Annotated in this window: 26 protein-coding genes and 3 tRNA genes; 22 read left to right on the top strand and 7 right to left on the bottom strand. The window is 52.9% G+C overall.

The annotated features are described in order from the left end of the window. Window positions 1–220 precede the first annotated feature (220 nt). The 7 genes from uvrY to C0560_RS12805 all read left to right on the top strand — a co-directional run bounded on the left by uvrY (window position 221) and on the right by C0560_RS12805 (window position 5,031). Window positions 221–877, top strand: a complete 657-nt coding sequence (gene uvrY / locus C0560_RS12835) for a UvrY/SirA/GacA family response regulator transcription factor (RefSeq protein WP_100779728.1) — start codon at window positions 221–223, stop codon at window positions 875–877. Continuing rightward, window positions 874–2,706 (top strand): excinuclease ABC subunit UvrC, encoded by a 1,833-nt coding sequence (gene uvrC / locus C0560_RS12830; protein ID WP_123427543.1) that lies wholly within the window; start codon window positions 874–876, stop codon window positions 2,704–2,706. Before uvrY ends, uvrC begins: the two co-directional genes overlap by 4 nt. A 56-nt stretch (window positions 2,707–2,762) precedes the next feature. Continuing rightward, complete coding sequence (gene pgsA / locus C0560_RS12825) at window positions 2,763–3,311, top strand: CDP-diacylglycerol--glycerol-3-phosphate 3-phosphatidyltransferase (RefSeq protein WP_100779730.1); 549 nt, start codon at window positions 2,763–2,765, stop codon at window positions 3,309–3,311. A 150-nt stretch (window positions 3,312–3,461) separates the two neighbouring features. Next, window positions 3,462–3,537: transfer RNA gene (locus C0560_RS12820), tRNA-Gly, on the top strand. Between the two features lie 51 nt (window positions 3,538–3,588). Then, window positions 3,589–3,662, top strand: a tRNA-Cys gene (locus C0560_RS12815). A gap of 12 nt (window positions 3,663–3,674) precedes the next feature. After that, window positions 3,675–3,761: transfer RNA gene (locus tag C0560_RS12810), tRNA-Leu, on the top strand. A 601-nt stretch (window positions 3,762–4,362) separates the two neighbouring features. Then, the gene (locus tag C0560_RS12805) at window positions 4,363–5,031 is read left to right on the top strand and encodes a YecA family protein (RefSeq protein WP_248858671.1); all 669 of its coding nucleotides are present in this window, start codon (window positions 4,363–4,365) and stop codon (window positions 5,029–5,031) included. A gap of 59 nt (window positions 5,032–5,090) precedes the next feature. Here the strand turns inward: C0560_RS12805 and tyrP are convergent, their stop codons facing one another. Then, the gene (gene tyrP / locus C0560_RS12800) at window positions 5,091–6,302 is read right to left on the bottom strand and encodes a tyrosine transporter TyrP (RefSeq protein ID WP_194514506.1); all 1,212 of its coding nucleotides are present in this window, start codon (window positions 6,300–6,302) and stop codon (window positions 5,091–5,093) included. A 182-nt stretch (window positions 6,303–6,484) separates the two neighbouring features. Between tyrP and C0560_RS12795 the strand changes: the two genes are divergently transcribed. Continuing rightward, the gene (locus tag C0560_RS12795; RefSeq protein ID WP_123427547.1) at window positions 6,485–6,724 is read left to right on the top strand and encodes a YecH family metal-binding protein; all 240 of its coding nucleotides are present in this window, start codon (window positions 6,485–6,487) and stop codon (window positions 6,722–6,724) included. A 30-nt stretch (window positions 6,725–6,754) separates the two neighbouring features. Here C0560_RS12795 and ftnA read toward each other — a convergent pair whose 3' ends face one another. Both ftnA and yecR read right to left on the bottom strand, forming a co-directional pair. After that, window positions 6,755–7,252, bottom strand: coding sequence for a non-heme ferritin (gene ftnA, locus C0560_RS12790; protein WP_100779734.1), 498 nt, complete (start codon window positions 7,250–7,252; stop codon window positions 6,755–6,757). 206 nt (window positions 7,253–7,458) lie between these two features. Continuing rightward, the gene (gene yecR / locus C0560_RS12785) at window positions 7,459–7,794 is read right to left on the bottom strand and encodes a YecR family lipoprotein (RefSeq protein WP_107703339.1); all 336 of its coding nucleotides are present in this window, start codon (window positions 7,792–7,794) and stop codon (window positions 7,459–7,461) included. Between the two features lie 54 nt (window positions 7,795–7,848). Between yecR and C0560_RS12780 the strand changes: the two genes are divergently transcribed. Beyond that, window positions 7,849–8,193: a hypothetical protein gene (locus C0560_RS12780; protein WP_248858670.1), complete on the top strand. Its 345-nt coding sequence runs from the start codon at window positions 7,849–7,851 to the stop codon at window positions 8,191–8,193. An 81-nt stretch (window positions 8,194–8,274) separates the two neighbouring features. After that, window positions 8,275–8,913: an RpiB/LacA/LacB family sugar-phosphate isomerase gene (locus C0560_RS12775; RefSeq protein ID WP_100779736.1), complete on the top strand. Its 639-nt coding sequence runs from the start codon at window positions 8,275–8,277 to the stop codon at window positions 8,911–8,913. Between the two features lie 39 nt (window positions 8,914–8,952). Here C0560_RS12775 and C0560_RS12770 read toward each other — a convergent pair whose 3' ends face one another. Continuing rightward, window positions 8,953–10,371, bottom strand: a complete 1,419-nt coding sequence (locus C0560_RS12770; protein ID WP_248860284.1) for an MFS transporter — start codon at window positions 10,369–10,371, stop codon at window positions 8,953–8,955. Between the two features lie 213 nt (window positions 10,372–10,584). On the opposite strand from C0560_RS12770, the gene azuC reads away from it, so the two are divergent. Both azuC and C0560_RS12760 read left to right on the top strand, forming a co-directional pair. Continuing rightward, a complete protein-coding gene (gene azuC / locus C0560_RS12765) occupies window positions 10,585–10,668 on the top strand; it encodes a stress response protein AzuC (protein ID WP_014832437.1) in 84 nt (27 codons plus the stop codon). Window positions 10,669–10,776: 108 nt separating this feature from the next. Beyond that, window positions 10,777–11,028 (top strand): DUF2766 family protein, encoded by a 252-nt coding sequence (locus tag C0560_RS12760; RefSeq protein WP_015959482.1) that lies wholly within the window; start codon window positions 10,777–10,779, stop codon window positions 11,026–11,028. Window positions 11,029–11,099: 71 nt separating this feature from the next. Here C0560_RS12760 and C0560_RS12755 read toward each other — a convergent pair whose 3' ends face one another. Both C0560_RS12755 and C0560_RS12750 read right to left on the bottom strand, forming a co-directional pair. Further along, the gene (locus C0560_RS12755) at window positions 11,100–12,443 is read right to left on the bottom strand and encodes an anaerobic C4-dicarboxylate transporter (protein ID WP_102104005.1); all 1,344 of its coding nucleotides are present in this window, start codon (window positions 12,441–12,443) and stop codon (window positions 11,100–11,102) included. 148 nt (window positions 12,444–12,591) lie between these two features. Beyond that, window positions 12,592–13,095, bottom strand: a complete 504-nt coding sequence (locus tag C0560_RS12750) for a non-heme ferritin-like protein (protein ID WP_107703343.1) — start codon at window positions 13,093–13,095, stop codon at window positions 12,592–12,594. Window positions 13,096–13,308: 213 nt separating this feature from the next. Here C0560_RS12750 and C0560_RS12745 point away from each other — a divergent pair, with 213 nt between their 5' ends. The 6 genes from C0560_RS12745 (at window position 13,309) to otsA (ending at window position 20,118) form a co-directional block, all read left to right on the top strand. Next, entirely contained in the window at window positions 13,309–13,866 is a 558-nt protein-coding gene (locus tag C0560_RS12745) for a DJ-1 family glyoxalase III (protein WP_107703344.1), read from the top strand. Window positions 13,867–14,182: 316 nt separating this feature from the next. Beyond that, a complete protein-coding gene (gene araF / locus C0560_RS12740) occupies window positions 14,183–15,172 on the top strand; it encodes an arabinose ABC transporter substrate-binding protein AraF (protein WP_100780856.1) in 990 nt (329 codons plus the stop codon). Between the two features lie 66 nt (window positions 15,173–15,238). Then, on the top strand, window positions 15,239–16,753 hold the full coding sequence (gene araG, locus C0560_RS12735) for an L-arabinose ABC transporter ATP-binding protein AraG (protein ID WP_100779740.1): 1,515 nt from the start codon (window positions 15,239–15,241) through the stop codon (window positions 16,751–16,753). 11 nt (window positions 16,754–16,764) lie between these two features. Then, the gene (araH, locus tag C0560_RS12730) at window positions 16,765–17,748 is read left to right on the top strand and encodes an L-arabinose ABC transporter permease AraH (RefSeq protein ID WP_181826512.1); all 984 of its coding nucleotides are present in this window, start codon (window positions 16,765–16,767) and stop codon (window positions 17,746–17,748) included. 164 nt (window positions 17,749–17,912) lie between these two features. Continuing rightward, window positions 17,913–18,719 (top strand): trehalose-phosphatase, encoded by an 807-nt coding sequence (otsB, locus tag C0560_RS12725; protein ID WP_102104002.1) that lies wholly within the window; start codon window positions 17,913–17,915, stop codon window positions 18,717–18,719. After that, window positions 18,694–20,118 carry an alpha,alpha-trehalose-phosphate synthase gene (gene otsA / locus C0560_RS12720; RefSeq protein WP_102104142.1) on the top strand — a complete coding sequence of 475 codons (1,425 nt, stop codon included), beginning with the start codon at window positions 18,694–18,696 and terminating at the stop codon, window positions 20,116–20,118. The genes otsB and otsA overlap by 26 nt, the downstream gene beginning before the upstream one ends. A 20-nt stretch (window positions 20,119–20,138) precedes the next feature. Here otsA and uspC read toward each other — a convergent pair whose 3' ends face one another. After that, window positions 20,139–20,564, bottom strand: a complete 426-nt coding sequence (uspC, locus tag C0560_RS12715) for a universal stress protein UspC (protein WP_100779743.1) — start codon at window positions 20,562–20,564, stop codon at window positions 20,139–20,141. 795 nt (window positions 20,565–21,359) lie between these two features. On the opposite strand from uspC, the gene flhD reads away from it, so the two are divergent. The 4 genes from flhD (at window position 21,360) to motB (ending at window position 24,228) form a co-directional block, all read left to right on the top strand. After that, a complete protein-coding gene (gene flhD, locus C0560_RS12710) occupies window positions 21,360–21,710 on the top strand; it encodes a flagellar transcriptional regulator FlhD (RefSeq protein ID WP_181826511.1) in 351 nt (116 codons plus the stop codon). Window positions 21,711–21,712: 2 nt separating this feature from the next. Beyond that, window positions 21,713–22,291, top strand: coding sequence for a flagellar transcriptional regulator FlhC (gene flhC, locus C0560_RS12705; protein ID WP_100780858.1), 579 nt, complete (start codon window positions 21,713–21,715; stop codon window positions 22,289–22,291). A gap of 123 nt (window positions 22,292–22,414) precedes the next feature. Next, entirely contained in the window at window positions 22,415–23,302 is an 888-nt protein-coding gene (gene motA / locus C0560_RS12700; protein ID WP_100779745.1) for a flagellar motor stator protein MotA, read from the top strand. Further along, entirely contained in the window at window positions 23,299–24,228 is a 930-nt protein-coding gene (gene motB / locus C0560_RS12695) for a flagellar motor protein MotB (protein WP_100779746.1), read from the top strand. Before motA ends, motB begins: the two co-directional genes overlap by 4 nt.

Raw genomic sequence — 24,228 nt, 5'->3', positions numbered from 1 at the left:
GGGCGATCTTTTCGTAACTTTTTGAATACAGCGGCTTAAAAATAACGGTATTTGACTTTTTAAATCCGATTCTCTTTCCACTTGCTGTACAGGCTAATTTCCAAAAACGAGAACGAAATCGAATGACATGCTTTTTAGCGTTTTAAACTTGGGCAGAAAACCGTTAATATAAGCCAAATTAGTAGTCAGTAGCGTTATCCCTATTTCTGGAGACATTCCTTTGATCAACGTTCTACTTGTTGATGACCACGAACTCGTGCGCGCAGGGATACGACGCATACTTGAAGATATAAAGGGTATTAAAGTCGCCGGTGAAGTTTGCTGCGGCGAAGACGCCGTGAAATGGTGCCGTACCCACTCAGCCGATGTAGTTCTGATGGACATGAACATGCCTGGTATTGGCGGCCTTGAAGCCACGCGTAAAATCGCGCGTGCTTACGTGGACACCAAAGTTATCATGCTGACCGTCCACACGGAGAACCCGCTGCCCGCGAAAGTGATGCAGGCCGGGGCCGCAGGCTATCTCACCAAAGGCGCTGCACCACAGGAAGTGGTTAATGCTATTCGTTCAGTGTTCGCCGGCCAGCGCTATATCGCGTCGGATATCGCTCAACAGATGGCGTTAAGTCAGATTGAACCGGAAAAAACCGGATCGCCATTTGCCAGTTTGTCTGAGCGTGAATTGCAGATTATGCTGATGATCACCAAAGGCCAAAAGGTGAATGAGATTTCTGAGCAGCTGAATCTCAGTCCGAAAACGGTGAACAGCTACCGCTACCGTATGTTCAGTAAACTGAACATTCACGGCGATGTCGAACTCACTCACCTGGCCATTCGTCATGGTCTGTGTAATGCAGAGACCCTAACAAGTCAGTGAGCAATGTGTTCGATTCAAAATCTTTCCTGAAAACCGTAACCAGCCAGCCTGGCGTATATCGAATGTATGACGCTGGCGGTACGGTTATCTATGTTGGCAAAGCCAAAGACCTTAAAAAACGTCTTTCCAGTTATTTCCGCACCAATCTGGCCTCCCGTAAGACGGAAGCGCTGGTGGCGCTGATTCAGCAAATTGACGTCACCGTGACGCACACGGAAACGGAAGCGCTGCTGCTCGAACATAACTACATTAAGCTCTATCAGCCGCGCTATAACGTATTGTTGCGTGATGATAAGTCATACCCGTTCATTTTCCTCAGCAGCGACACCCATCCGCGTCTGGCCATGCATCGCGGGGCGAAACATGCGAAAGGGGAGTATTTCGGTCCTTTTCCTAACGGGTACGCCGTGCGTGAAACCCTGGCGTTGCTGCAGAAAATCTTTCCGGTTCGCCAGTGCGAAAACAGCGTCTATCGCAACCGCTCCCGCCCTTGTCTGCAATACCAGATTGGCCGCTGTCTCGGCCCATGCGTGGCAGGACTGGTCAGCGAAGAGGAGTACGCGCAACAGGTTGACTATGTGCGTCTGTTCCTGGCGGGCAAAGACGATCAGGTCTTAACGCAGCTGATTGCGCGAATGGAAAAAGCCAGCCAGGCGCTGGCGTTCGAAGAGGCCGCGCGTATCCGCGATCAAATTCAGGCGGTGCGGCGCGTTACGGAAAAACAGTTTGTGTCGAATACCGGCGACGATCTGGACGTCATTGGCGTTTCCTTTGATGCCGGGCTGGCCTGCGTCCATGTTCTGTTTATTCGTCAGGGCAAAGTTCTGGGCAGCCGCAGCTATTTCCCGAAAGTGCCGGGCGGTACTGAGCTGGGTGAAGTAGTTGAAACCTTCGTCGGTCAGTTCTATTTGCAGGGCAGCCAGATGCGCACGTTGCCATCGGAGATCCTGCTCGATTTTAATCTTGATGATAAAACTTTGCTGGCGGACTCCCTTTCCGAGCTGGCAGGGCGTCGCGTTAACGTTCAGACCAAACCGCGCGGCGATCGCGCGCGCTATCTGAAGCTGGCGCGGACCAACGCCGCGACGGCGCTGACGACGAAGCTTTCTCAGCAATCGACCGTTCACCAGCGCCTGGCGGCGTTGGCTACGCTGCTGAAACTGCCGGACGTGAAGCGGATGGAGTGTTTCGACATCAGCCATACAATGGGTGAGCAAACCGTCGCCTCCTGTGTGGTGTTTGATGCCAACGGGCCGGTGCGCGCGGAATATCGTCGCTACAACATCACCGGGATTACGCCGGGTGATGACTATGCGGCGATGAATCAGGTGCTCCGCCGTCGCTATGGTAAAGCCATTGAAGAGGCCAAAATCCCGGATGTCATTTTGATCGACGGTGGGAAAGGGCAACTGGGCCAGGCGAAAGCCGTTTTCGCTGAGCTCGATGTGCCGTGGGATAAACATCATCCTTTATTGCTTGGTGTGGCAAAAGGAACCGATCGGAAGGCCGGTCTGGAAACACTCTTCTTCGAACCGGAAGGTGAGGGCTTTAGTCTGCCGCCGGATTCCCCTGCGCTGCATGTGATCCAGCATATTCGTGATGAGTCGCACGATCATGCCATCGGCGGACACCGTAAAAAACGCGCTAAAGTGAAAAACACCAGTACGCTTGAGACAATTGAAGGCGTCGGGCCAAAACGTCGACAGATGTTGTTGAAGTACATGGGCGGATTGCAAGGATTACTCAACGCCAGCGTGGAGGAAATTGCAAAAGTGCCGGGTATTTCGCAAGGGCTGGCAGAAAAGATCTACTACTCGTTGAAACATTGAGGGCTCTGTAGCAACATAGAGCTAAATTTTACTGACAACAGACAGTTACCGTCACTATGCGATTTAACATCCCTACGTTGCTCACGCTTTTTCGCGTCGTCCTTATCCCCTTCTTTGTGTTGGCTTTTTACATGCCTTTCACGTGGGCTCCTTTCGCATGTGCGCTGATCTTCCTGGTGGCTGCGGTGACGGACTGGTTTGACGGCTATTTGGCCCGTCGCTGGAATCAAAGCACGCGTTTCGGTGCGTTCCTCGATCCGGTTGCCGATAAGGTGATGGTTGCCATTGCGATGGTGCTGGTGGCAGAGCATTACCACACCTGGTGGGTGACGTTACCTGCGGCGACCATGATCGCGCGTGAGATCATCATCTCCGCCCTGCGCGAGTGGATGGCTGAGCTGGGTAAACGCAGCAGCGTGGCGGTCTCCTGGATTGGTAAAGTGAAAACTACCGCGCAGATGGCGTCGCTGGTGTGGATGCTGTGGCGTCCAAACGCGTGGGTCGAGTGGGCGGGTATCGGCCTGCTGTGGGTTGCAGCGGTGCTGACGCTGTGGTCAATGCTGCAGTACCTGAACGCCGCACGCGGCGATTTGCTTGAACAGTGATCGTTTCGGCGCAATTTTCAGCAAACGATCCTGGGATGCAAAAATAACGTTGACTCACATCGTCATATAAGTAGAATGCAACGCATCGAACGGCGGCACAGTCAGCCGGACGATAATGAAATCAAGTGATTACAAATGACTTGGTGACATGCGGGAATAGCTCAGTTGGTAGAGCACGACCTTGCCAAGGTCGGGGTCGCGAGTTCGAGTCTCGTTTCCCGCTCCAAATTAAAAGCATCGGCAGTTGCGGGTGCTGGTCGAAAGACAACAGATTTACGGCGCGTTAGCAAAGCGGTTATGTAGCGGATTGCAAATCCGTCTAGTCCGGTTCGACTCCGGAACGCGCCTCCAATTTCTTCCCGAGCCCGGATGGTGGAATCGGTAGACACAAGGGATTTAAAATCCCTCGGCGTTCGCGCTGTGCGAGTTCAAGTCTCGCTCCGGGTACCATGGGAAAGCCAAGAATAATCAAAGCAATAAGCAGTGTCGTGAAACCACCCTCGGGTGGTTTTTTTGTTTTTGTCCCTCGCCATCTTCACGCTTCTTACTTGCCCTATTTTCATTCTGGCTGGTGAGCCGAAATATGCTCGGAGATATACAGCATGAGAAAAAAATCCGTGTACGACTCCGGGCTAAAAAGTACTTAAAGAGCGGGGAAGGTTTGAGCATGAAGAATACAGTGAAGAAACAAAGGACCTTCTCTGGTTAGAACCCCGTAAAAACGTATATTTAAGCAATGATTAAATGCCAGTTTAGTATTGGTAATTTACAACATCTAAACAAATACTTTCTGCTTTAATTACCCGTCCTTGATTCTTTAATACGCAGGCATAATATTCATCGGCAATTTTATTGGGGACGTTATTTTGACCGGATAATTTCACCGCAGCATTTCGGGATCAGAGTCTGGCATGTTGTGCTCAAACCCTGCCTCTCACCAAGTGCATAACGCACTTCATGGCTCTGTGTTCTGCCCGCCAGGCACCGGCATTTAAAGAGTCCTCGCCCGAAGTGTGGTAAGCTCCTTTTCTTTTTTTCAGGAGTATCAGTAATGACTGAAGGCCCATTAAATGAAAACGAAATGGAGTGGCTGGAAGAGACATTAATCTCTCACGGTCATGACGATGCGTCTGTGCTTGACGTTTCCGAACTCGACGGCATGCTAACCGCAGTGCTGTCCGGTCCTCTTGTGGTGGAACCCGACACCTGGCTGGTGGCGATCTGGGGCGGTGAAAAACATATACCGCGCTGGAAAAACGATCGTGAAATGCACCGTTTTATCGATCTCTGCTTTAAGCATATGAACGATATCGCCGAGCGCCTGAGCGACTATCCCGACCAGTTCGAGCCAGTTTTTGGCGAGAACGATGTCGAGGGGACCACCTATACCGTGGTGGAAGAGTGGTGTTACGGCTACATGCGCGGAATGGCACTGACCGACTGGTCTACCTTGCCGGAAGAGCTGAAACCCGATCTGGCGGTGATCGCTCTGCATGGTTCGCAAGAGAACGTCGATCTCGTTGAAGCCATGACGGAAGAAGAGTATCAGGCGAGCGTGGACAGCATCCGTCCGGCGGCGATTCGTTTATATAACTACTGGCTGGCGAATCCACAGCAGCCGGAGGCCAAAAAGCCGATCGTCAACGGGACCAAAGTGGGGCGCAACGATCCGTGCCCGTGCGGTAGCGGGAAGAAATTCAAAAGCTGCTGTTTGCATTAATAAAAAAAGGGCTCGCAATGAGCCCTTTAATTACCGCCGGATGCCTGTAGCTCGTCGGTTTATCCCACCTCCGGCAACAGCCCCGCTGCAATCGAAAACTGCACCAGAATCACCACAATCCCGCAGGTAAATACCAGCCCTAACAGCGGTTTTCCGCCCCATACACGGTAACCCGAATCAGGGTGTTGCTGACGGCTTTTCCACGCCAGCAGGGAAGGGAGCAGCAGCGCCAGCACGGCCAGCGCCACACCCGCGTAGCCCAGCGCCATCACAAACCCGCGCGGATAGAACAGTGCGAAGGCCAGCGGCGGAAGGAAGGTAATCAGGCCCGTCTGGATGCGTCCGCTGACGGAGCGTTTGCGCTGGAACAGATCCGCCAGATAGTCGAATAGCCCGAGGGCGACGCCGAGGAAAGAGGTCGCCAGCGCCAGATCGGCAAACAGATGCACTGCCAGCTCAACGTGCGGCGAAGCCACCACTTCACGCAGCGCCTGCAAGAATCCATTCAGACCTGAATGATCGGCCATTAAGCCAATAAACGTTGACGAATCAATGCTGCCCAGAGTCACCAGTTGCCAGAAGATATAGGCGATGAGAGGGATCGCGCTGCCGATAATGAACACGCGGCGCAGTTTACGAATATCGCCATTCATATAGCTGACGATACTCGGCACACTGCCGTGGAAGCCGAACGAGGTGAAAATCACCGGAATGGCAGAAAGCGCCAGCCCCTGTTGCAGGGGAAGGGTAAGCAAATTCACTTTGTGAACGTGCGGAGCTAACAGCGCCAGCATCACTACCAGGAAAACAATCTTGGCGCTGAAGAGAAAGCGGTTAAACAGATCGACCAGCGACGTTCCCACGCATACCACGCCCCCGCCAATCAGCGTAAAGAAGATCACGCCGGTCGCCGGAGAAATAGCAGTGCCAAACCAGTCGTTGACGCTTGACGCGATCAGCTCGCCTGCGCCGCTCATGTAGGCCGCTGTCAGGGCATACATCAGGAACATCATGCTAAAACCCGTAATCCACTGACCGTAGCGGCCAAGATAGCGGGCGGCCAGCGAGCCAAGGCCCGTATCGGCAGGAACGTGCTGATACACCTCAAGCAGCAGTAATGCGGTATAGCACATCAGCGCCCACAGGCAGGCCAGAAGCACCAGCGTGACGCTAAATCCGACGCCCGCGGCGGCCAAGGGCATCGCCAGCATTCCTGCGCCAATCGTCGTGCCAGCGACGATAAAAATACTTCCCAGAGTTCTGTTCTTCACGCTTTCCTCTACCACAACCGCTAATCGCAACCTAATCTGCGGCGCAGAGTAAGGCAAAAGTCGTTACTCGTCAAATCACCGTTACAACCGTTGTAATCATATTTTTACAGTTACAAACCTGTGCCAGCGCAAGGCAGCAGGGCGCATACCTGTTTAGTCTGTGACTTTGATTTGGAGGGGTTATGACATCGATTCACGGACATGATGTGCTCAATATGATGATTGAGTCGGGTAAGCAATACACGGAGCAAAGCCTGGTTCAGGCGATTGATTCCCGTTTTGGCAATAATGCGCGCTTTCATACTTGCTCGGCAGAGAATATGACAGCGGCGGAGCTGGTGGCATTTCTGGCGGCGCGGGGGAAATTTATTCCGGCAGAAGAGGGGTTTTCAACGCACGTAAGTAAAATCTGTCGCCATTAAAAAAAGGGGAGCCAGAAGGCTCCCGAAACTTTATTTCTGCGTGTCGAGAGTCGACAGCTCTTTATCAATAAAGTACAAACCTTCGCCTGATTTACCCGCCAGCGATAATTTATCGAGTACGGATTTAAACAGTTTCTCTTCTTCGTGCTGTTCTGCAACATACCACTGCAGGAAATTAAAGGTCGGATAATCCTGGCCAATCATCGCCGCATGAGTCAGTTCGTTAATTTTCTGGGTGATCAGCTGCTCGTGTTCGTAAGTGGCGCGGAACAGTTCGTCCAGTGACGCATACTCAGCGAACGGAGACGCCACTGGATTAATGCGTGGCAGGCTGCCGGTGTCAGCGAGATAATCGAACAGACGCTGCATGTGCGTCATCTCTTCCTGGGCGTGGCGACGCAGAAACGCGGCCGCGCCTTCAAAGCTGTGGTAGCTGCACCAGGCACTCATTTGTTGATAAAGCAGGGATGAAAAAAGCTCGAGGTTCATTTGTTCGTTGAGCTTATCGATCATTTCAGTTTTCAGCATAGTGCAGCTCCATGGAATTATTTATTAGTCAGTCAGGGCGTCACTATAATTTGTTATTTAATTATTTGCAAAAGGTAAAATAAAAGATTAATTATTCAAAATACGAATGGGAATAAAACGCATTGGCAGTTGTTTATATATTAATGAGAATGGTTTCGCTTCGTATTAAATAGACTGCCAGTGGAAAACTGGCAGCACTATTAATATTACCAGGTTTGCGTGGCTGCGGGATTTACCGCATAGCCCATGCATTTGTACTGGATAGTGACGGTCTGGTTGAGGCAAACCGACCCGCTGAACAAGCTGCAGGTTTTTATCGGCTGACCATAGAAAGAGGCGGTCGCGAAGCCCATGCTCTGGCACTCGCGCGTGGCCGTCCCGTTGGTGACATAGTCATCGTAACGGGCATTCTGGAAAATCGCCTGACCATAATCCAGCCGCACGACGCCGCCTGGCGCATCGGCGCTACTCACCTGCGCCTGACGAGTGACCGTGCAGCCCGCGAGGAGCAGAAATAAACCGGCAACGAATAATCTCTTCATATTTCGCTCTGATTCAATGTAAACACGCTATTTTACCGCCTGCCAGAACGGTCAATGCCGCGAATAGCCGGACGAATTTCCCTCTCTCTTTTCAACGACATGATTTGGTGGGAGAGCCTGTCGAAGATTATGCAAAACGCCAGTGATGCTGGCGGCACGGGGCAAAAACGGCGCTGGCCCGGGAAAGTATCCGCAAAAGGGAGGCGAGGCGGCCGACAGCTCCTTACAGGACGGGTGTTCCTCAAAGGTTCTTTACTGTCTTTCAAAAGCAGTCTAGCCAACGGCTGGAGTGGTGAGCAGGTATTTCTTAACGTTGAGCAACCGCATCTCATTTCTTCTCCATTGCCTGATTATGTGAAGCGGCTTTCGTTTTTTAAAACATTTTTTCAGTTAATTTGAAAATGCGTTTGTTAGATAGTAAGGTTGTCTGGATTCGCTATCTTTGGCGGCAACACCCGCAACGTATTCAGGAGATGAAGAATGAAAATTGCACTGATGATGGAAAACAGCCAGGCTGGCAAAAACGCCACTATCCTCAACGAATTGAAAACCGTCGTTGATGAGAAAGGTTTCCCGGTCTACAACGTCGGGATGAGTGACGAGAACGATCACCATCTGACTTACATCCACCTGGGTATCATGGCCAGCATCCTGTTAAATTCTAAGGCGGTAGACTTTGTGGTCACCGGTTGCGGGACAGGCCAGGGCGCGCTGATGTCGCTGAACATCCACCCGGGCGTGATCTGCGGTTACTGTATCGACCCGGCAGATGCGTTCCTGTTTGCGCAGATCAACAACGGTAACGCGCTCTCTCTGCCATTCGCCAAAGGCTTCGGCTGGGGTGCTGAGCTGAACGTGCGCTTTATCTTCGAAAAAGCGTTTACTGGCCGCAAAGGCGAAGGGTATCCGCCAGAGCGTAAAGAGCCACAGGTGCGTAACGCCGGTATTCTGAACCAGGTGAAAGCCGCCGTAGTGAAAGAGAACTATCTGGATACCCTGCGTGCAATCGATCCTGAGCTGGTGAAAACCGCCGTTTCCGGTCAGCGCTTCCAGCAGTGCTTCTTCGAAAACTGCCAGGACAAAGAGATCGAAGCATTTGTTCGCGGTATCGTAGGCTAAACCGCTATCTGAATGAAAAGCCAGCTGTGCTGGCTTTTTTTATGCCTTGTTCGACACCGCGCTCCCCGCATCTTTCGTCAGCCGCAGAGTATCCACCATCCCCACCAGGCAAATCAGCGCGATAGCGACAAAGGCCAGCCGAAAGCTGATCCCCGGCACGCTTGTCATGCCCAGCAAATCGCCCATTTTCTCGCCAATCCGGATTCCAATCGCCCCGAGAGTGATCCCAAGCCCGACCGCCAGCTGCGTCGCCGTGGAAAACAGCGTATTGGCGTAGCTCATTTGTGCCGATGGTACATCCGCAAAGGCCAGCGTACTCACCGCCGTAAACTGAATCGAACGGAACACCCCGCCCAGATAAAGGATCAACATAATCAGCCAGACCGGCGTCTGCGGTGAGATAAACGCGCAGGCCAGCAGGGACAATACGTTTAGCGCTCCATTTATCAGCAGCAGTTTTCGGAAACCCAGGCGACGTATCAGCGGCGTGGTGGCAGGTTTAATCGTCAGGTTACCGACAAATACTGCCAGCACCAGCAGACCAGAGTGGAAAGCATCCATCCCAAAGCCTACCTGGAACATCAGGGGGAGCAGGAAAGGAACCGCGCTTATGGAGGCGCGAAACAGTGAGCCGCCGTACATCGTGACACGAAACGTCGGAACCTGCATGGCGTCGAGGCGAATCATCGGCCACTGGGCGCGCTGAAAATGGCGCAGAGCATAGATAAGCGTGACCGCCCCCACAACCAAAAGTGCCAGGGTGAGCACCCCTTGTGAATGCTGTGCACCCATCGACTCCATGGCATACACCAGGCTCACCATCGCAATCGTGGTGGCGATAAAGCCGGGCGTATCAAAGGGACGACGTTCATCGTCGTGCAGATCGGGAATGATGCGCAGCGCCAGAATAATCGCCACGATCCCGAGGGGTACATTAATAAAGAAGATCCAGCGCCAGTCGGCGTAGCTGGTAATAAAGCCGCCGAGGGGCGGCCCGATAATGGGTGCCACCAGTGCGGGCCAGGTGAGGGTGGCGATAGCGGTGATCAACTGATGTTTAGGCGTCGTACGCAAGACCGCCAGCCGCCCGACCGGGACCATCAGCGCACCGCCCATGCCCTGCAGCACGCGCATAGCGACAAACTGATCCACCGTGGTGGATAGCCCGCAAAAGACGGAGGCGAGGGTGAAGATCGCCAGCGCCACGGCAAACACTTTACGTGCGCCAAAGCGGTCGGCAATCCAGCCGCTGGCAGGGATCAAGACTGCCAGCGTGATCAGATAGGCGCTGATGCCAATATTTAAATCCACGGCCTGTACGCCAAAGCTTTTCGCCATATCGGGAAGCGCGGTGGCAATCACGGTTCCGTCGAGAAACTCCATAAAGAACGCCCCGGCAACCAGCAGTGCCGCTGGCGACAGCCCGCGGTTCTCCTTTCCGGTGATGTTGTCAGTCATCATTACCCTGCCATATCAAAAAAATTTATAAAAATTTACTGGAACTTATCGATTTCTAAGCTGCGGATTTGTCATGGATTTTTGTAACAATCCCGCAGCATTGCTGATTTTGTAACCGTGATTTGCGTCACATAATCATTGATTTTTGTGACGCTGGTCATATTATATGCGCATAGACAATAACACCTGCATAACACATTACCGGAGCATCAAATGAAACTGCGCAAAATCCTGAAAAGCATGTGGGCTAACTACTGCAATACGTTTAAAGACGTACCGCCAGGCGCAATGTTCTGATGAAAAAAACCTGCTTCGGCAGGTTTTTTTATGCCTGCGTTCGACGAGAGGGAAGATGAAAGGGCTATCGTTTTGCTACTATGGCGCTCTTTATGTAAGGAGCTTCCTATGTCTCAAAATCTGAGCGCCGATCAGGAACTGGTATCTGACGTCGTCGCATGCCAGTTGGTTATCAAACAAATCCTGGATGTGTTAGACATTATCGCGCCGATTGAAGTGCGTGAAAAAATGTCTACCCAACTGAAAAACATCGATTTCACCAGCCATCCTGCTGCAGCGGACCCTGTTACGCTTCGCGCTATTCAAAAAGCCATCGCGCTTATCGAACTCAAGTTCACACCGCAGGGTGAGTCACACTAAAATAAACCGATGTTTTGAATTTAGAAACAAGTTTATGCAAAAGGGCGACAGCAATGTCGCCCTTTTGACGTTCAGAAGAAGGTCTGCACCAGCAGATAGCTGGCAGCACAGGCACAGCTGACGCCGATAAGCCCCGGCAGAATAAAGCTGTGGTTGATGATGAATTTGCCAATTCGGGTGGTACCGGAGCGGTCGAAACCGATACAGGCCAGGTCGCTCGGGTAGGTGGGCAGCACGAAGTAACCGTAGGAGGCCGGGAAGAAAGCAATCAGCATTTTTGGCTCAATGCCCAGCATCAGGCCCATCGGTGCGACGGCGGTCAGTGCTGCGGCCTGGCTGTTTACCAGTTTGGAGACCAGGAACAACACGATGGCGTAAGTCCACGGATGGCTTTTTACTACCCCTTCGAGCGCCATTTTCAGCTCGTCGAGGTGCGCCTGGAAGAAGGTATCGCTCATCCACGCAACGCCGAAGACCGAGAAAATCGCCACCATCCCGGCCTTAAACACCGCACCGTTCGAAATGGCAGAGGCGTTAACCTTACAGGCAATCAGCATCACGGCACCGGCAATCAGCATCATCATCTGGATGACGAGATTCATGGAAAGCGCTGTCATTTTGCCTTTGATTTCAAAGGCAGGACGCAGCTCGGGCAACGCCCCCAGCAGCACCACGACAGCAATGCCGGCGAAGAAAATCCACGTCGACCAGTACGCCTGCTTCGGGAAGCGCTGGTTCATCAGCGTTTCGGTGCTGCCATAGATAAATTCGCGCTGTTTCGGGTCGCTGAGTTTTTCCTGGAATTCCGCATCGTCAGCCAGATCTTTTCCGCGACGCAGGCTCCAGAGTGCGGCAATCATCACCCCAAACAGCGAAGCGGGTACGGAAACGGCCAGAATCTCGAGGATCCCCCACGCCTGGCCGATACCGTGCTGGGCGCCAATAATTGACACCAGCGATACCACGGCAACAGAGACCGGGGACGCTGTAATCGCCATCTGCGAGGCAACAGAAGCAACGGCCATTGGGCGTTCCGGGCGAATACCTTTTTTTAGCGCGATGTCGGCGATAATCGGAAACATGGTGTACACCACGTGACCGGTCCCGCAGAGAAACGTCAGCATCCAGGTGGTAAAGGGAGCGAGGAGGGTGATGTGCTGCGGATGTTTTCTCAGCAGGCGCTCAGCAAACTGCATCATGACATTCAGGCCACCCGCGGTCTGCAGGGTCGCCGCGCAGCCGATCACGGCAAGGATCGTCAGCATGACGTCCACCGGCGGTTTACCGGGCTGGAGTCCAAACACAAAACTTAAAATGAAAAGACCGATACCGCTTATCAGCCCAAGGCCCATCCCGCCGAACCGCGTTCCTACCAGCAGGCAGAGGATAATGACAATAAACTCGATGGTGATCATGAAGCTCCCTCGTCAATCAAAGTGAAATGAAATAAATCATTTCACTTTGTAAGGTTATTGGCTGGGAGCCAGATCTGATTTGTTAAATTTCAATAAAAGCAGTTACTTGGTAACTATTATTTAACAATTGTGGATAACTAGCCGGGCATCAGTGGCGCTGACAGTTCACCAGATTAAGCAGATGCTGGTCAGTCTGCGTCATGCACAGCCCGGCACGCTTCGCGCTGCGCACCTCATCCAGAATGGTTTTCAGCAATAGCCCATCCTGCTGCTGTTCTTTTCTCATATCACGTAAGAAATCAAGCGTGGTGTCATCATTCAGCGCTTTGGCTTCTCCGGCGAGCGTTTTCAGCATGGTACAGCGCTGCTCGTACTCGTCGAGGGTTTTCTGGAATATCTCTTCCAGCGATGAACAGGCGTCATCGGAGATCACACGCGCTTTGACAATCGGATTAGCCCCGGCCTGTTTCATATAGTCAAAGACCCGCATCATGTGGGTGATATTGCATTGCGCCTGGGTGCGCAGAAAGGTGGCGGTTCCGTTGAGGCTGTGCTCTGAACACCAGTCGCTCAACTGCAAATAGAGATTGGAGGCGTTGAACTCAAGGTTCATCTGAGTGTTGAGTTTCTGAATCATTCCTGAAGTTGTCATTATAATATCCTTATTTAGAGGAGGGATGATTAACAACAGAATAAAGCCGTTCTGTACCGTCGTTATGTGACCCACTTTTCATTTCCCGTCATGCAATTAGGAATAATGCCCGTAATTTGTAAAAAGAATGAACTGTGATCCACGCACAGGTTTGGCGGATGACTTCTTGTAAAATGAAACGATGTTTTATCTATTTCATTTATGAGGATCAAAATGGCCAGAGTGGCGGTATTGTTGGCACCAGGATTTGAAGAAGCGGAAGCAATTATCACGATTGATATCTTGCGCCGTATGCATATTGACGTCGAAACGCTGGCCTGCGCGGAGTCGCGCGCGGTGGTGAGTTATCACAACATCCCGATGGTGGCAGACAGCACGCTCACCGAGCGCGCCGATACGCTGTACGACGCAGTGGTACTGCCGGGCGGGCCGCAGGGCAGCGTCAATCTGGCTGCCAGCCAGGAAGTGGTTCGTTTTGTTAAGGCACATGACGACGCGGGCAAATTGATCTGCCCAATCTGCTCTGCCGCGGCGCGCGTGCTGGGCGGCAACGGCCTGCTGAAAGGGCGTCGCTATGTCTGCTCAGGCGATTTATGGGAAACGGTCAACGACGGGGAATACGTCGATGCGCCGGTGGTAGAGGATCAGAATCTCCTCAGCGGCAAAGGCCTCGGCCATGCGTTTGATTTTGCCCTGACCCTGGCCGCCCGTTTACTGGGGGACGAAGCACCGGTTCGCGATCACGCGGATCATATTTACTACGCCTGGTAAATTCTTACGCGGACGCTACGGCGTCCGTATTACAGGGACGTCTTAGCTGACCTTATGGATAATTCTGCTTAATCCCCTCCAATTTGTCCGACAATATCTGCCTTTTTTATGTCATTTATCGCTGAATATATGTACGCAATTACTGTAATTCTGCGGTGTGATGCCGCTCTCTTATGGATGATTAATTTCCCGCTAAAACTATCTCCAGCACCATCACTTATTCAAGGGTGAGCGCTAATACCTTGTTTTACGTCCGATTAAATAAAAAGCACGACACTATACCCTACATAAAAGAATGCTAATGCTGGAGTTAACCATGCACAAATTTACTAAAACGCTGGCGGCCATCGGCCTGGCTGCCGTTATGTCACAATCCGCTATGGCAGAGAACTTAAAGCTCGGTTTTCTGGTGAAACAGCCTGAAGAACCCTGGTTCCAGACCGAGTGGAAATTTGCGGATAAAGCCGGGAAAGATCTCGGCTTTGATGTCATCAAAATTGCCGTACCCGATGGTGAAAAAACGTTGAACGCCATCGACAGCCTGGCGGCCAGCGGCGCGAAAGGTTTTGTCATTTGTACGCCAGATCCGAAACTCGGTTCGGCCATTGTGGCAAAAGCGCGAGGTTACGGCATGAAGGTGATTGCGGTTGACGATCAGTTCGTCAACGCCAAAGGCAAACCGATGGATACCGTTCCGCTGGTGATGATGGCGGCCACCAAAATCGGTGAGCGTCAGGGCCAGGAACTCTATAAAGAGATGCAAAAACGCGGCTGGGACGTGAAAGAGACTGCCGTTATGGCGATCACCGCAGATGAACTCGATACCGCGCGTCGCCGCACGTCCGGTTCGATGGACGCGCTGAAAGCGGCCGGGTTCCCGGAAAAACAGATCTATAAAGTCCCGACGAAATCGAACGATATTCCAGGCGCCTTCGACGCCGCAAACTCCATGCTGGTGCAACACCCTGAAGTTAAACACTGGCTGGTGGTCGGCATGAACGACAACACCGTGCTGGGCGGCGTGCGCGCGACGGAAGGCCAGGGCTTTAAAGCGGCGGATGTCATCGGCGTCGGCATTAACGGCGTGGATGCGGTGAGCGAGCTGTCTAAAGCGCAGGCGACCGGCTTCTACGGCTCGCTGCTGCCAAGCCCGGATGTGCATGGCTATAAATCCAGCGAAATGCTCTACAACTGGGTGACGAAAGACGCTGAGCCTCCGAAATTCACCGAGGTGACGGACGTGGTGCTGATCACCCGCGACAACTTCAAAGAGGAACTGGCGAAAAAAGGGCTGGGCGGTAAGTAATTTGTTGTGATTGCGCCCCTCGATGCGGAGGGGCCAGACGTACACTACTCGAATCACGGAGACGTTATGCAACAGTCTGACCCGTATCTCTCTTTTCGCGGCATCGGGAAAACGTTCCCCGGTGTAAACGCGCTGACCGATATCAGTTTCGACTGCTATCCCGGTCAGGTCCACGCCCTGATGGGGGAGAATGGCGCAGGGAAATCCACGCTGTTAAAAATCCTCAGCGGAAACTACGCCCCGACGACCGGCACGCTGGCGATTCGCGGCGAAGAGATGGTGTTTGCCGATACCACGGCGGCGCTGAATGCTGGCGTCGCTATCATTTATCAGGAGCTGCATCTGGTACCTGAAATGACGGTGGCGGAAAACATCTATCTGGGGCAACTGCCTCACAAGAGCGGGATCGTCAATCGTTCGCTCCTCAATTATGAAGCCGGACTGCAGCTGCAGCATCTCGGGCTGGATATCGACCCACAAACGCCGCTGAAATATCTGTCGATTGGCCAGTGGCAGATGGTGGAAATTGCCAAGGCGCTCGCGCGCAACGCAAAAATTATCGCCTTTGATGAGCCGACAAGTTCGCTCTCGGCACGTGAGATCGACAACCTGTTCCGGGTGATCCGCGAGCTGCGCAAAGAAGGCCGCATCATTTTGTATGTTTCGCACCGTATGGAAGAGATTTTTGCCCTTAGCGACGCCATCACCGTGTTCAAAGATGGCCGCTACGTGCGCACCTTCACCGATATGCAGCAGGTCAATCATGACCAGCTGGTGCAGGCGATGGTCGGACGTGAACTGGGGGATATCTATCACTGGCAGCCGCGAGAATACGCTGCCGAGCGTTTGCGTCTGGAGAGCGTCAAAGCACCAGGCGTGCGTACGCCAATCTCCCTGTCGGTGCGCAGCGGCGAAATCGTCGGTCTGTTCGGGCTGGTGGGGGCAGGGCGCAGCGAGCTGATGAAAGGGCTGTTCGGCGGCACGCGGATCACCGCAGGCCAGGTGTATATCGACGGTCAGCCGGTGGATATTCAGAAACCGGCTCACGCGATCCGCGCGGGGATGATGCTCTGTCCGGAAGATCGTAAAGCCGACGGGATTATTCCCGTCCACTCTGTGCGCGACAACATTAACATTTCGGCACGCCGAAAATTCATTCGTGCCGGATGCCTGATCAACGACAGCTGGGAAAACATTAACGCCGATTACCATATTCGCTCCCTGAATATTAAAACCCCCGGTGCTGAACAGCTCATCATGAATCTTTCCGGCGGGAACCAGCAAAAGGCCATTCTGGGCCGCTGGCTGTCGGAAGAGATGAAAGTCATTTTGCTGGATGAACCGACGCGCGGCATCGACGTCGGGGCCAAGCACGAAATCTATAACGTCATCTATGAGCTGGCAAAACGCGGCGTGGCGGTGTTGTTCGCCTCCAGCGATCTGCCCGAAGTGCTGGGCGTTGCCGACCGCATCATCGTGATGCGCGAAGGGGATATCGCCGGTGAATTGCTACATGAACAGGCGAATGAACAACAGGCGTTGAGCCTCGCCATGCCTAAAGTCAGCCAGGCTGTCGCCTGAGCAAGGAGTGAATGATGTCCTCTGTAACTACCTCTCGCGCACCGAAATCGGCTTTTAGCCTGGGGCGCATCTGGGATCAATACGGCATGCTGGTGGTCTTTGCCGTCCTGTTCCTGGGCTGTGCGATCTTCGTGCCGAATTTCGCCAGCTTCGTCAACATGAAAGGGCTGGGGCTGGCGATCTCCATGTCCGGTATGGTCGCCTGCGGAATGCTGTTCTGTCTGGCGTCCGGCGACTTTGACCTCTCCGTTGCGTCGGTCATCGCCTGTGCAGGGGTGACGGCGGCGGTGGTGATCAACCTGACGGAAAGCCTGTGGATAGGGGTTTTTGCCGGGCTGATGCTGGGTGTGCTCAGCGGGCTGGTGAATGGTTTTGTCATTGCCCGCCTGAAGATCAACGCCCTGATCACCACGCTTGCCACCATGCAAATTGTGCGCGGCCTGGCCTATATTATCTCTGACGGGAAAGCGGTGGGGATTGAAGACGAGCGCTTCTTTACCCTCGGCTACGCCAACTGGCTGGGTCTGCCGGCGCCTATCTGGCTGACGGTGGGCTGTCTGATTATTTTTGGCTTCCTGCTCAACAGAACCACCTTTGGCCGCAATACGCTGGCGATCGGTGGGAATGAAGAGGCCGCGCGCCTGGCCGGGGTCCCGGTGGTGCGTACTAAGATTATTATCTTTGTGCTCTCCGGTCTGGTGTCGGCGGCGGCGGGGATTATTCTGGCTTCGCGTATGACCAGCGGCCAGCCGATGACCTCGATTGGCTATGAGCTGATTGTGATTTCTGCCTGCGTATTGGGTGGGGTTTCGCTAAAAGGCGGCATCGGAAAAATCTCATATGTGGTGGCCGGTATCCTTATCCTCGGCACCGTTGAGAACGCCATGAACCTGCTGAATATTTCCCCCTTCTCGCAGTACGTCGTACGTGGCCTAATCCTGCTGGCAGCAGTGATCTTCGACCGTTACAAGCAAAAGGCGAAGCGCACCGTTTGAGCAAAATCTGGCCCAACTTTTAAGTCTAGTCCTACCTCCCTGCCGCCTGCCAGCAATGCTGGCAGGCGGTTTGCTAAATGGCGAGCAGCGTCACACTGTCTATACTTACATGGCTACTGAGATGTTAAATGTCTGACATCTCGAAAACCGTAAGGAGGATAAGGGTGGCAGACTCGTTAAACGTACCGCCTGCACTGACCGGAGAATTCGCATTCTTTTTCGATCTCGACGGGACTCTCGCCGACATCAAACCGCACCCCGATCAGGTGGTGATACCTGCCGATATTCTCCGGGTGTTACATCAGCTCTCCAGCATCAATCATGGGGCACTGGCATTGATATCAGGGCGCTCAATGGCCGAGCTGGATCAGCTTGCCAGGCCTTACCGCTTTCCGCTTGCCGGTGTGCACGGAGCGGAGCGCCGCGACATCCATGGCAACGCGCATATCGTCTCTCTTCCCGATTCACTGATTCAGTCGCTCACGGTACAACTGACCGCGGCGCTAGAGCATCTGCCGGGAACGGAGCTGGAAGCGAAAGGGATGGCCTTTGCGCTGCACTATCGTCAGGGGCCGCAGCACGAAGCTGCCATCACGGCGCTGGCAACCTCCATCGTCGCGGCACACCCTCAGCTTGCACTGCAGCCGGGAAAATGTGTGGTGGAGATTAAACCAAGGGGCATTAATAAAGGGGAGGCGATCAAGGCCTTCATGACCGAGGCGCCTTTTGCGGGCAGAACGCCGGTGTTTATCGGCGACGACCTGACGGACGAAAGCGGTTTTAGCGCCGTCAATCAGGCCGGAGGGGTATCAATTAAAGTCGGACAGGGTGAAACCTGCGCCGAATGGCGACTGGCGAATGTCGCCAGCGTCTGGCAATGGGTCACCGAAGTCGCTAACCAGCAACAAGAAGAAAAAATAGCGCATAACAACAGGAGAAAACATGATGGGTCGCTTAGTCGTAGTCTCTAACCGAATTGCGCCACCGGACGATAAAAAATCCAGCGCGGGTGGTCTGGCGGTAGGGATTTTGGGTGCCTTAAAAACAGCTGGCGGTTTGTGGTTTGGCTGGAGCGGTGACGTCGGTAATGAAGACCAGCCGCTAAAAAAGGTGACACGGGGCAACATCACGTGGGCATCGTTTAATCTGGGTGAAAAGGACTACGAAGAGTATTACTCGCAGTTCTCGAATGCCGTGCTGTGGCCGGCGTTTCACTATCGTCTGGACCTGGTTAAATTCGAGCGCGATTCGTGGGAAGGGTACACACGTGTCAATGCGCTGCTGGCGGATAAACTGCTGCCGTTAATCGAGGAAGACGATATTTTATGGATCCACGATTATCACCTGATTCCGTTCGCCAGCGAGCTGCGCAAACGTGGGGTGAATAACCGGATCGGCTTCTTCCTGCACATCCCGTTCCCGACACCGGAGATTTTCACCGCATTGCCGCCGCATGAAGAGCTGCTGGAAGGTCTGTGCGATTACGATCTGCTTGGCTTCCAGACGGAAAACGACCGCGTGGCGTTTCTCGATAGCGTCTCCGGTAAAACGCGCGTGACCACCCGCAGCGGCAAGTCTCATACCGCGTGGGGCAAGACTTTCGAGACCGAAGTCTATCCTATCGGTATTGAACCTGATGAAATCGCCGCTGACGCCTCTGGCCCGCTGCCGCCGAAACTGGCACAGCTCAAAAGCGAGCTGAAAAACGTCAAAAACATCTTCTCCGTGGAGCGTCTGGATTACTCGAAAGGGCTGCCGGAACGCTTCCAGGCTTATGAGAGACTGCTGGAAAAATTCCCGCAGCATCACGGTAAAATCCGCTATACGCAGATTGCCCCGACCTCACGTGGTGAGGTGCAGGCCTATCAGGATATCCGGCATCAGCTGGAAACTGAGGCCGGGCGCATCAACGGTCGCTACGGGCAGCTGGGCTGGACACCGCTTTATTATCTCAACCAGCATTTTGAGCGCAAAATTCTGATGAAGGTTTTCCGCTATGCGGAAGTGGGATTGGTGACGCCTCTTCGCGACGGGATGAACCTGGTGGCGAAAGAGTATGTCGCCGCGCAGGACCCGAAAGACCCTGGCGTGCTGGTGCTTTCACAGTTTGCGGGGGCGGCAAACGAGCTGACTTCTGCACTGATCGTCAATCCCTACGACAGCGATGATGTGGCAAATGCCCTCGACAGGGCGCTGACCATGCCACTGACTGAGCGTATCTCGCGCCATGCGGAGATGATGAAAGTGATTCGCGAGAACGATATTAATCACTGGCAGGAGCATTTTATTCGCGATCTTGAGCGGATCACTCCCCGTAGCCGGGAGAGCAATCTGCAAAAAAAGGTCGCAACCTTCCCTAAACTGGCTTAACGAGTCCCCCCTCGGCGGCATCAGTTGCCGAGGGGAACCAGCAGCACGTCCACCTGACTTGAGCTGACAATCGCTTTGGCGGAGCAGGCGGCGCGTGAGAAGAAGCTGTGGTTATGGTTACCGCAAATCACCAAATCGGCCTGCTCTTTGCGGCAAATATCCAGAATATGTTCGCTCAGTTCGCCGGTGGCGATAAAGGTCCGCGCAATAGGATACTGGGCTTTATCCTCTAGCTCCTGCAAAAACTGCTGCGTCTCTTCCTGCAACAGCCCACGAATATCTTCCAGCATCGGTGCGGCCAGCTGGTTATACATTTCCGGCTCGGCCGCCAGCGTAACCAGACTAATCCGCGCATTGAGCGGGCGGGCGATAGAGACCGCTCGCGCCAGCAGCTGATGGCTTTCCGGGGTAACAGCAACGCATACCAGAATGTGTGAGTAACTCATCGCTCACTCCTTTGATGTCCAGAGACAGAGGATTCATCACCATTAGCGCGATTCGTACCGCTTCGCAAGAGGGCAATACGACATTGGTGTGACGTTTATCATAATTATTCATTAATTATTCTTATAAAACGAATAGTGTCATAACCGAGCTTATCAACGTAATAGCGTTACTTAACCAAAACATCCCCCTTTTAATATTGAACCCGTCATCAGATATCCGCCGTTTTTGACCAGCAAGTTATCGTCACGAACAGAAATTTGTTACATTTTTTAATTTTATAACTTCATGATTTTAAATGAAATTAATGATGTGTTACTGACTATGGCTTAATATGTTAAGCAAAAGATCATTAAGGATAATGCTCTCTGGCGAGGAGTAAGCTGGTCGGATAAGCCACTGCATGAGTATTCGTCCATTCAGAATAGAAAAGAGCCTCATTTGGCTAAAAATCAACCAACTTACAAGTCACGCTGATGGATTAATGCCTGCTTATCGCTTAATTTTTGTGACGTAGATCACATTTTTTTTAAAATTTGGGCGGGGCTGCATTGTATGTGGGAAAACGGACGAGTAGAGTTGCCTCGAATTAGGAAAAATCTTAGTTATTTGTAAGTAATGATAAGACGCAATGGTCAGGGATCACCATTTAAAAACCGCGCGTTTTATCCAGTTTAACCTTAATTCGACTATGCATTTTCGCCTTTTCTTTTTTTTTACCGGGGTTTTCTCGGCGACATCACGGGGTGCGGTCTTACCGCATAAAAAATTATAGTTGGTTATTCTGGATGGGAAAAATGCATACATCCGAGATGCTTAAACACGTCTATGACATCAATTTGTCATACTTATTACTTGCACAGCGTTTGATTAGTCAGGACAAACCGTCCGCCATGTTCCGCCTGGGTATCAGCGAAGAAATGGCAACAACGCTCGGTGGATTAACTCTCCCTCAGATGGTCAAACTGGCGGAAACCAATCAGCTGGTATGTCAGTTCCGCTTCGACAGTCATCAGACCATTACGCGTCTGACTCAGGATTCACGCGTTGACGATCTGCAACAGATCCACACCGGGATTTTGCTTTCAACCCGCCTTCTCACCGAAATCAGCCAGCCTGACGACGTGGCCCGCAAGAAAAGGGCTTAATGATGAGCGAAAAAAGCATTGTTCAGGAAGCTCGCGACATTCAGTTGGCAATGGAACTGATCACGTTGGGTGCTCGCTTACAAATGCTGGAAAGCGAGACTCAGCTGAGCCGCGGTCGACTTATCAAACTGTATAAAGAATTACGCGGTAGCCCGCCTCCGAAAGGGATGCTGCCCTTTTCCACGGACTGGTTTATGACCTGGGAGCAAAACATCCACGCATCGATGTTTTGCAATGCCTGGCAGTTTCTCTTAAAGACGGGCTTGTGCAGTGGCGTGGATGCTGTCATCAAAGCCTATAAACTCTACCTTGAACAATGTCCGCAGCCGGAAGAGGGGCCACTTTTGGCGCTGACCCGCGCATGGACGCTGGTGCGCTTCGTTGAGAGTGGATTGCTGCAATTGTCGCGCTGTAACTGCTGCGACGGCAACTTTATCACCCATGCTCATCAGCCAGTAGGTAGCTTCGCCTGCAGTTTATGCCAGCCGCCGTCCCGTGCGGTAAAAAGACGTAAACTTTCCCCGGAAGCTGCCGATATTAATCCACAACTGCTGGATGAACAGATCGAACAAGCTGTTTAACCCGAACGTGTGGGAAAGATTCCAGCAGCGGTAAGAAATTACCGCTGCTTTTTTTTACCCCGCATTCCGGTAACGCCTTCGAACTCAACATCCTGTCATGGTCTCTAGCGGAAGGATGATGTCGTGCTTATCTTATTAGGTTACCTGGTTGTTATCGGTACAGTTTTCGGCGGTTATATGATGACCGGCGGGCACCTGGGAGCACTCTATCAACCGGCTGAACTGATTATTATCGGCGGCGCAGGGGTAGGTGCTTTTATCGTTGGCAACAACGGTAAATCGATTAAAGGAACGCTCAAAGCGCTCCCATTACTGTTTCGTCGTTCAAAATACACCAAAAGCATGTATATGGACCTGCTGGCGCTGCTCTATCGTCTGATGGCAAAGTCGCGTCAACAGGGCATGTTCTCGTTGGAACGTGATATTGAGAACCCGAAAGAGAGCGAAATTTTCGCCAGTTATCCACGTATTCTCGCTGACGCGATGATGCTGGATTTTATCGTCGATTATCTTCGACTCATCATCAGCGGCAACATGAACACCTTCGAGATTGAAGCGCTGATGGACGAAGAGATAGAAACTCACGAAAGCGAATCCGAAGTGCCGGCTAACGCCCTGGCGCTGGTGGGGGATTCACTGCCGGCATTCGGTATCGTCGCGGCGGTGATGGGCGTGGTACACGCACTGGCCTCCGCCGACCGACCGGCCGCAGAGCTGGGGGCACTGATTGCCCACGCAATGGTTGGGACATTCCTCGGTATTCTTCTCGCCTACGGTTTTATCTCGCCGCTGGCAAGCGTGCTACGCCAGAAGAGTGCGGAAACTACCAAGATGATGCAGTGCGTGAAGATCACCCTGCTGTCAAACCTGAACGGCTACGCACCGCCAATCGCGGTGGAATTCGGGCGTAAAACCCTGTACTCCAGCGAGCGTCCATCGTTTGTCGAGCTTGAAGAACACGTCCGCGCTGTGAAGAACCCTAACCAACAGACGACGACTGAGGACGCATGAAAAATCAGTCCCATCCCATCGTCATAGTTAAAAAGCGCAAACACAAAGGCCATGGGGGCGGTTCCCATGGCTCGTGGAAAATCGCTTACGCGGACTTTATGACCGCAATGATGGCGTTTTTCCTGGTGATGTGGCTGATTTCCATCTCCAGCCCGAAAGAGCTGATTCAGATCGCGGAGTATTTCAGAACACCGCTGGCGACGGCGGTGACGGGCGGGCAGCGAATTGCGAACAGCGACAGCCCAATCCCTGGCGGGGGTGATGATTACACCCAGCAAAAGGGTGAAGTGAAGAAAGAGCCGAATATCGACGAGCTGAAAAAGCGCATGGAGCAGGCGCGGTTGAAAAAACTGCGTGGCGACCTCGACCAGCTCATCGAAGCTGACCCGAAACTGCGCGCGCTGCGTCCACATTTGAAAATCGATCTGGTGCAGGAGGGGTTACGCATCCAGATTATTGATAGCCAGAACCGCCCAATGTTCAAAACCGGCAGCGCGGACGTTGAGCCTTACATGCGCGATATTTTGCGCGGTATTGCGCCGGTGCTGAACGGTATTCCGAACCGCATCAGTCTCTCTGGTCATACGGATGATTTCCCGTATGCCAACGGCGAAAAGGGATACAGCAACTGGGAGCTTTCTGCCGATCGTGCCAACGCCTCGCGTCGCGAGCTGGTGGTGGGTGGGCTTGATGAAGGCAAAGTCCTGCGCGTCGTCGGAATGGCCGCCACCATGCGGGTGACCGACCGCGGCCCGGACGATGCCATCAACCGTCGTATCAGTCTTTTAGTGCTCAATCAGCAGGCGGAGCAGACCATTCTGCACGAAAACGCCGAAAGCCAGAATGAGTCACTGGATGATTTAAAACAGCCAGGGGCAGTGCCTTCGGCTGCCGTTCCAACATCGCCACCAGCCAATCCGAGGTGA

This window comes from Lelliottia sp. AC1 (assembly GCF_023278595.1).
In the GTDB taxonomy this organism is placed as follows: Bacteria; Pseudomonadota; Gammaproteobacteria; order Enterobacterales; family Enterobacteriaceae; genus Enterobacter; species Enterobacter nimipressuralis.
This window is presented reverse-complemented; position numbering and strand designations above follow the sequence as displayed.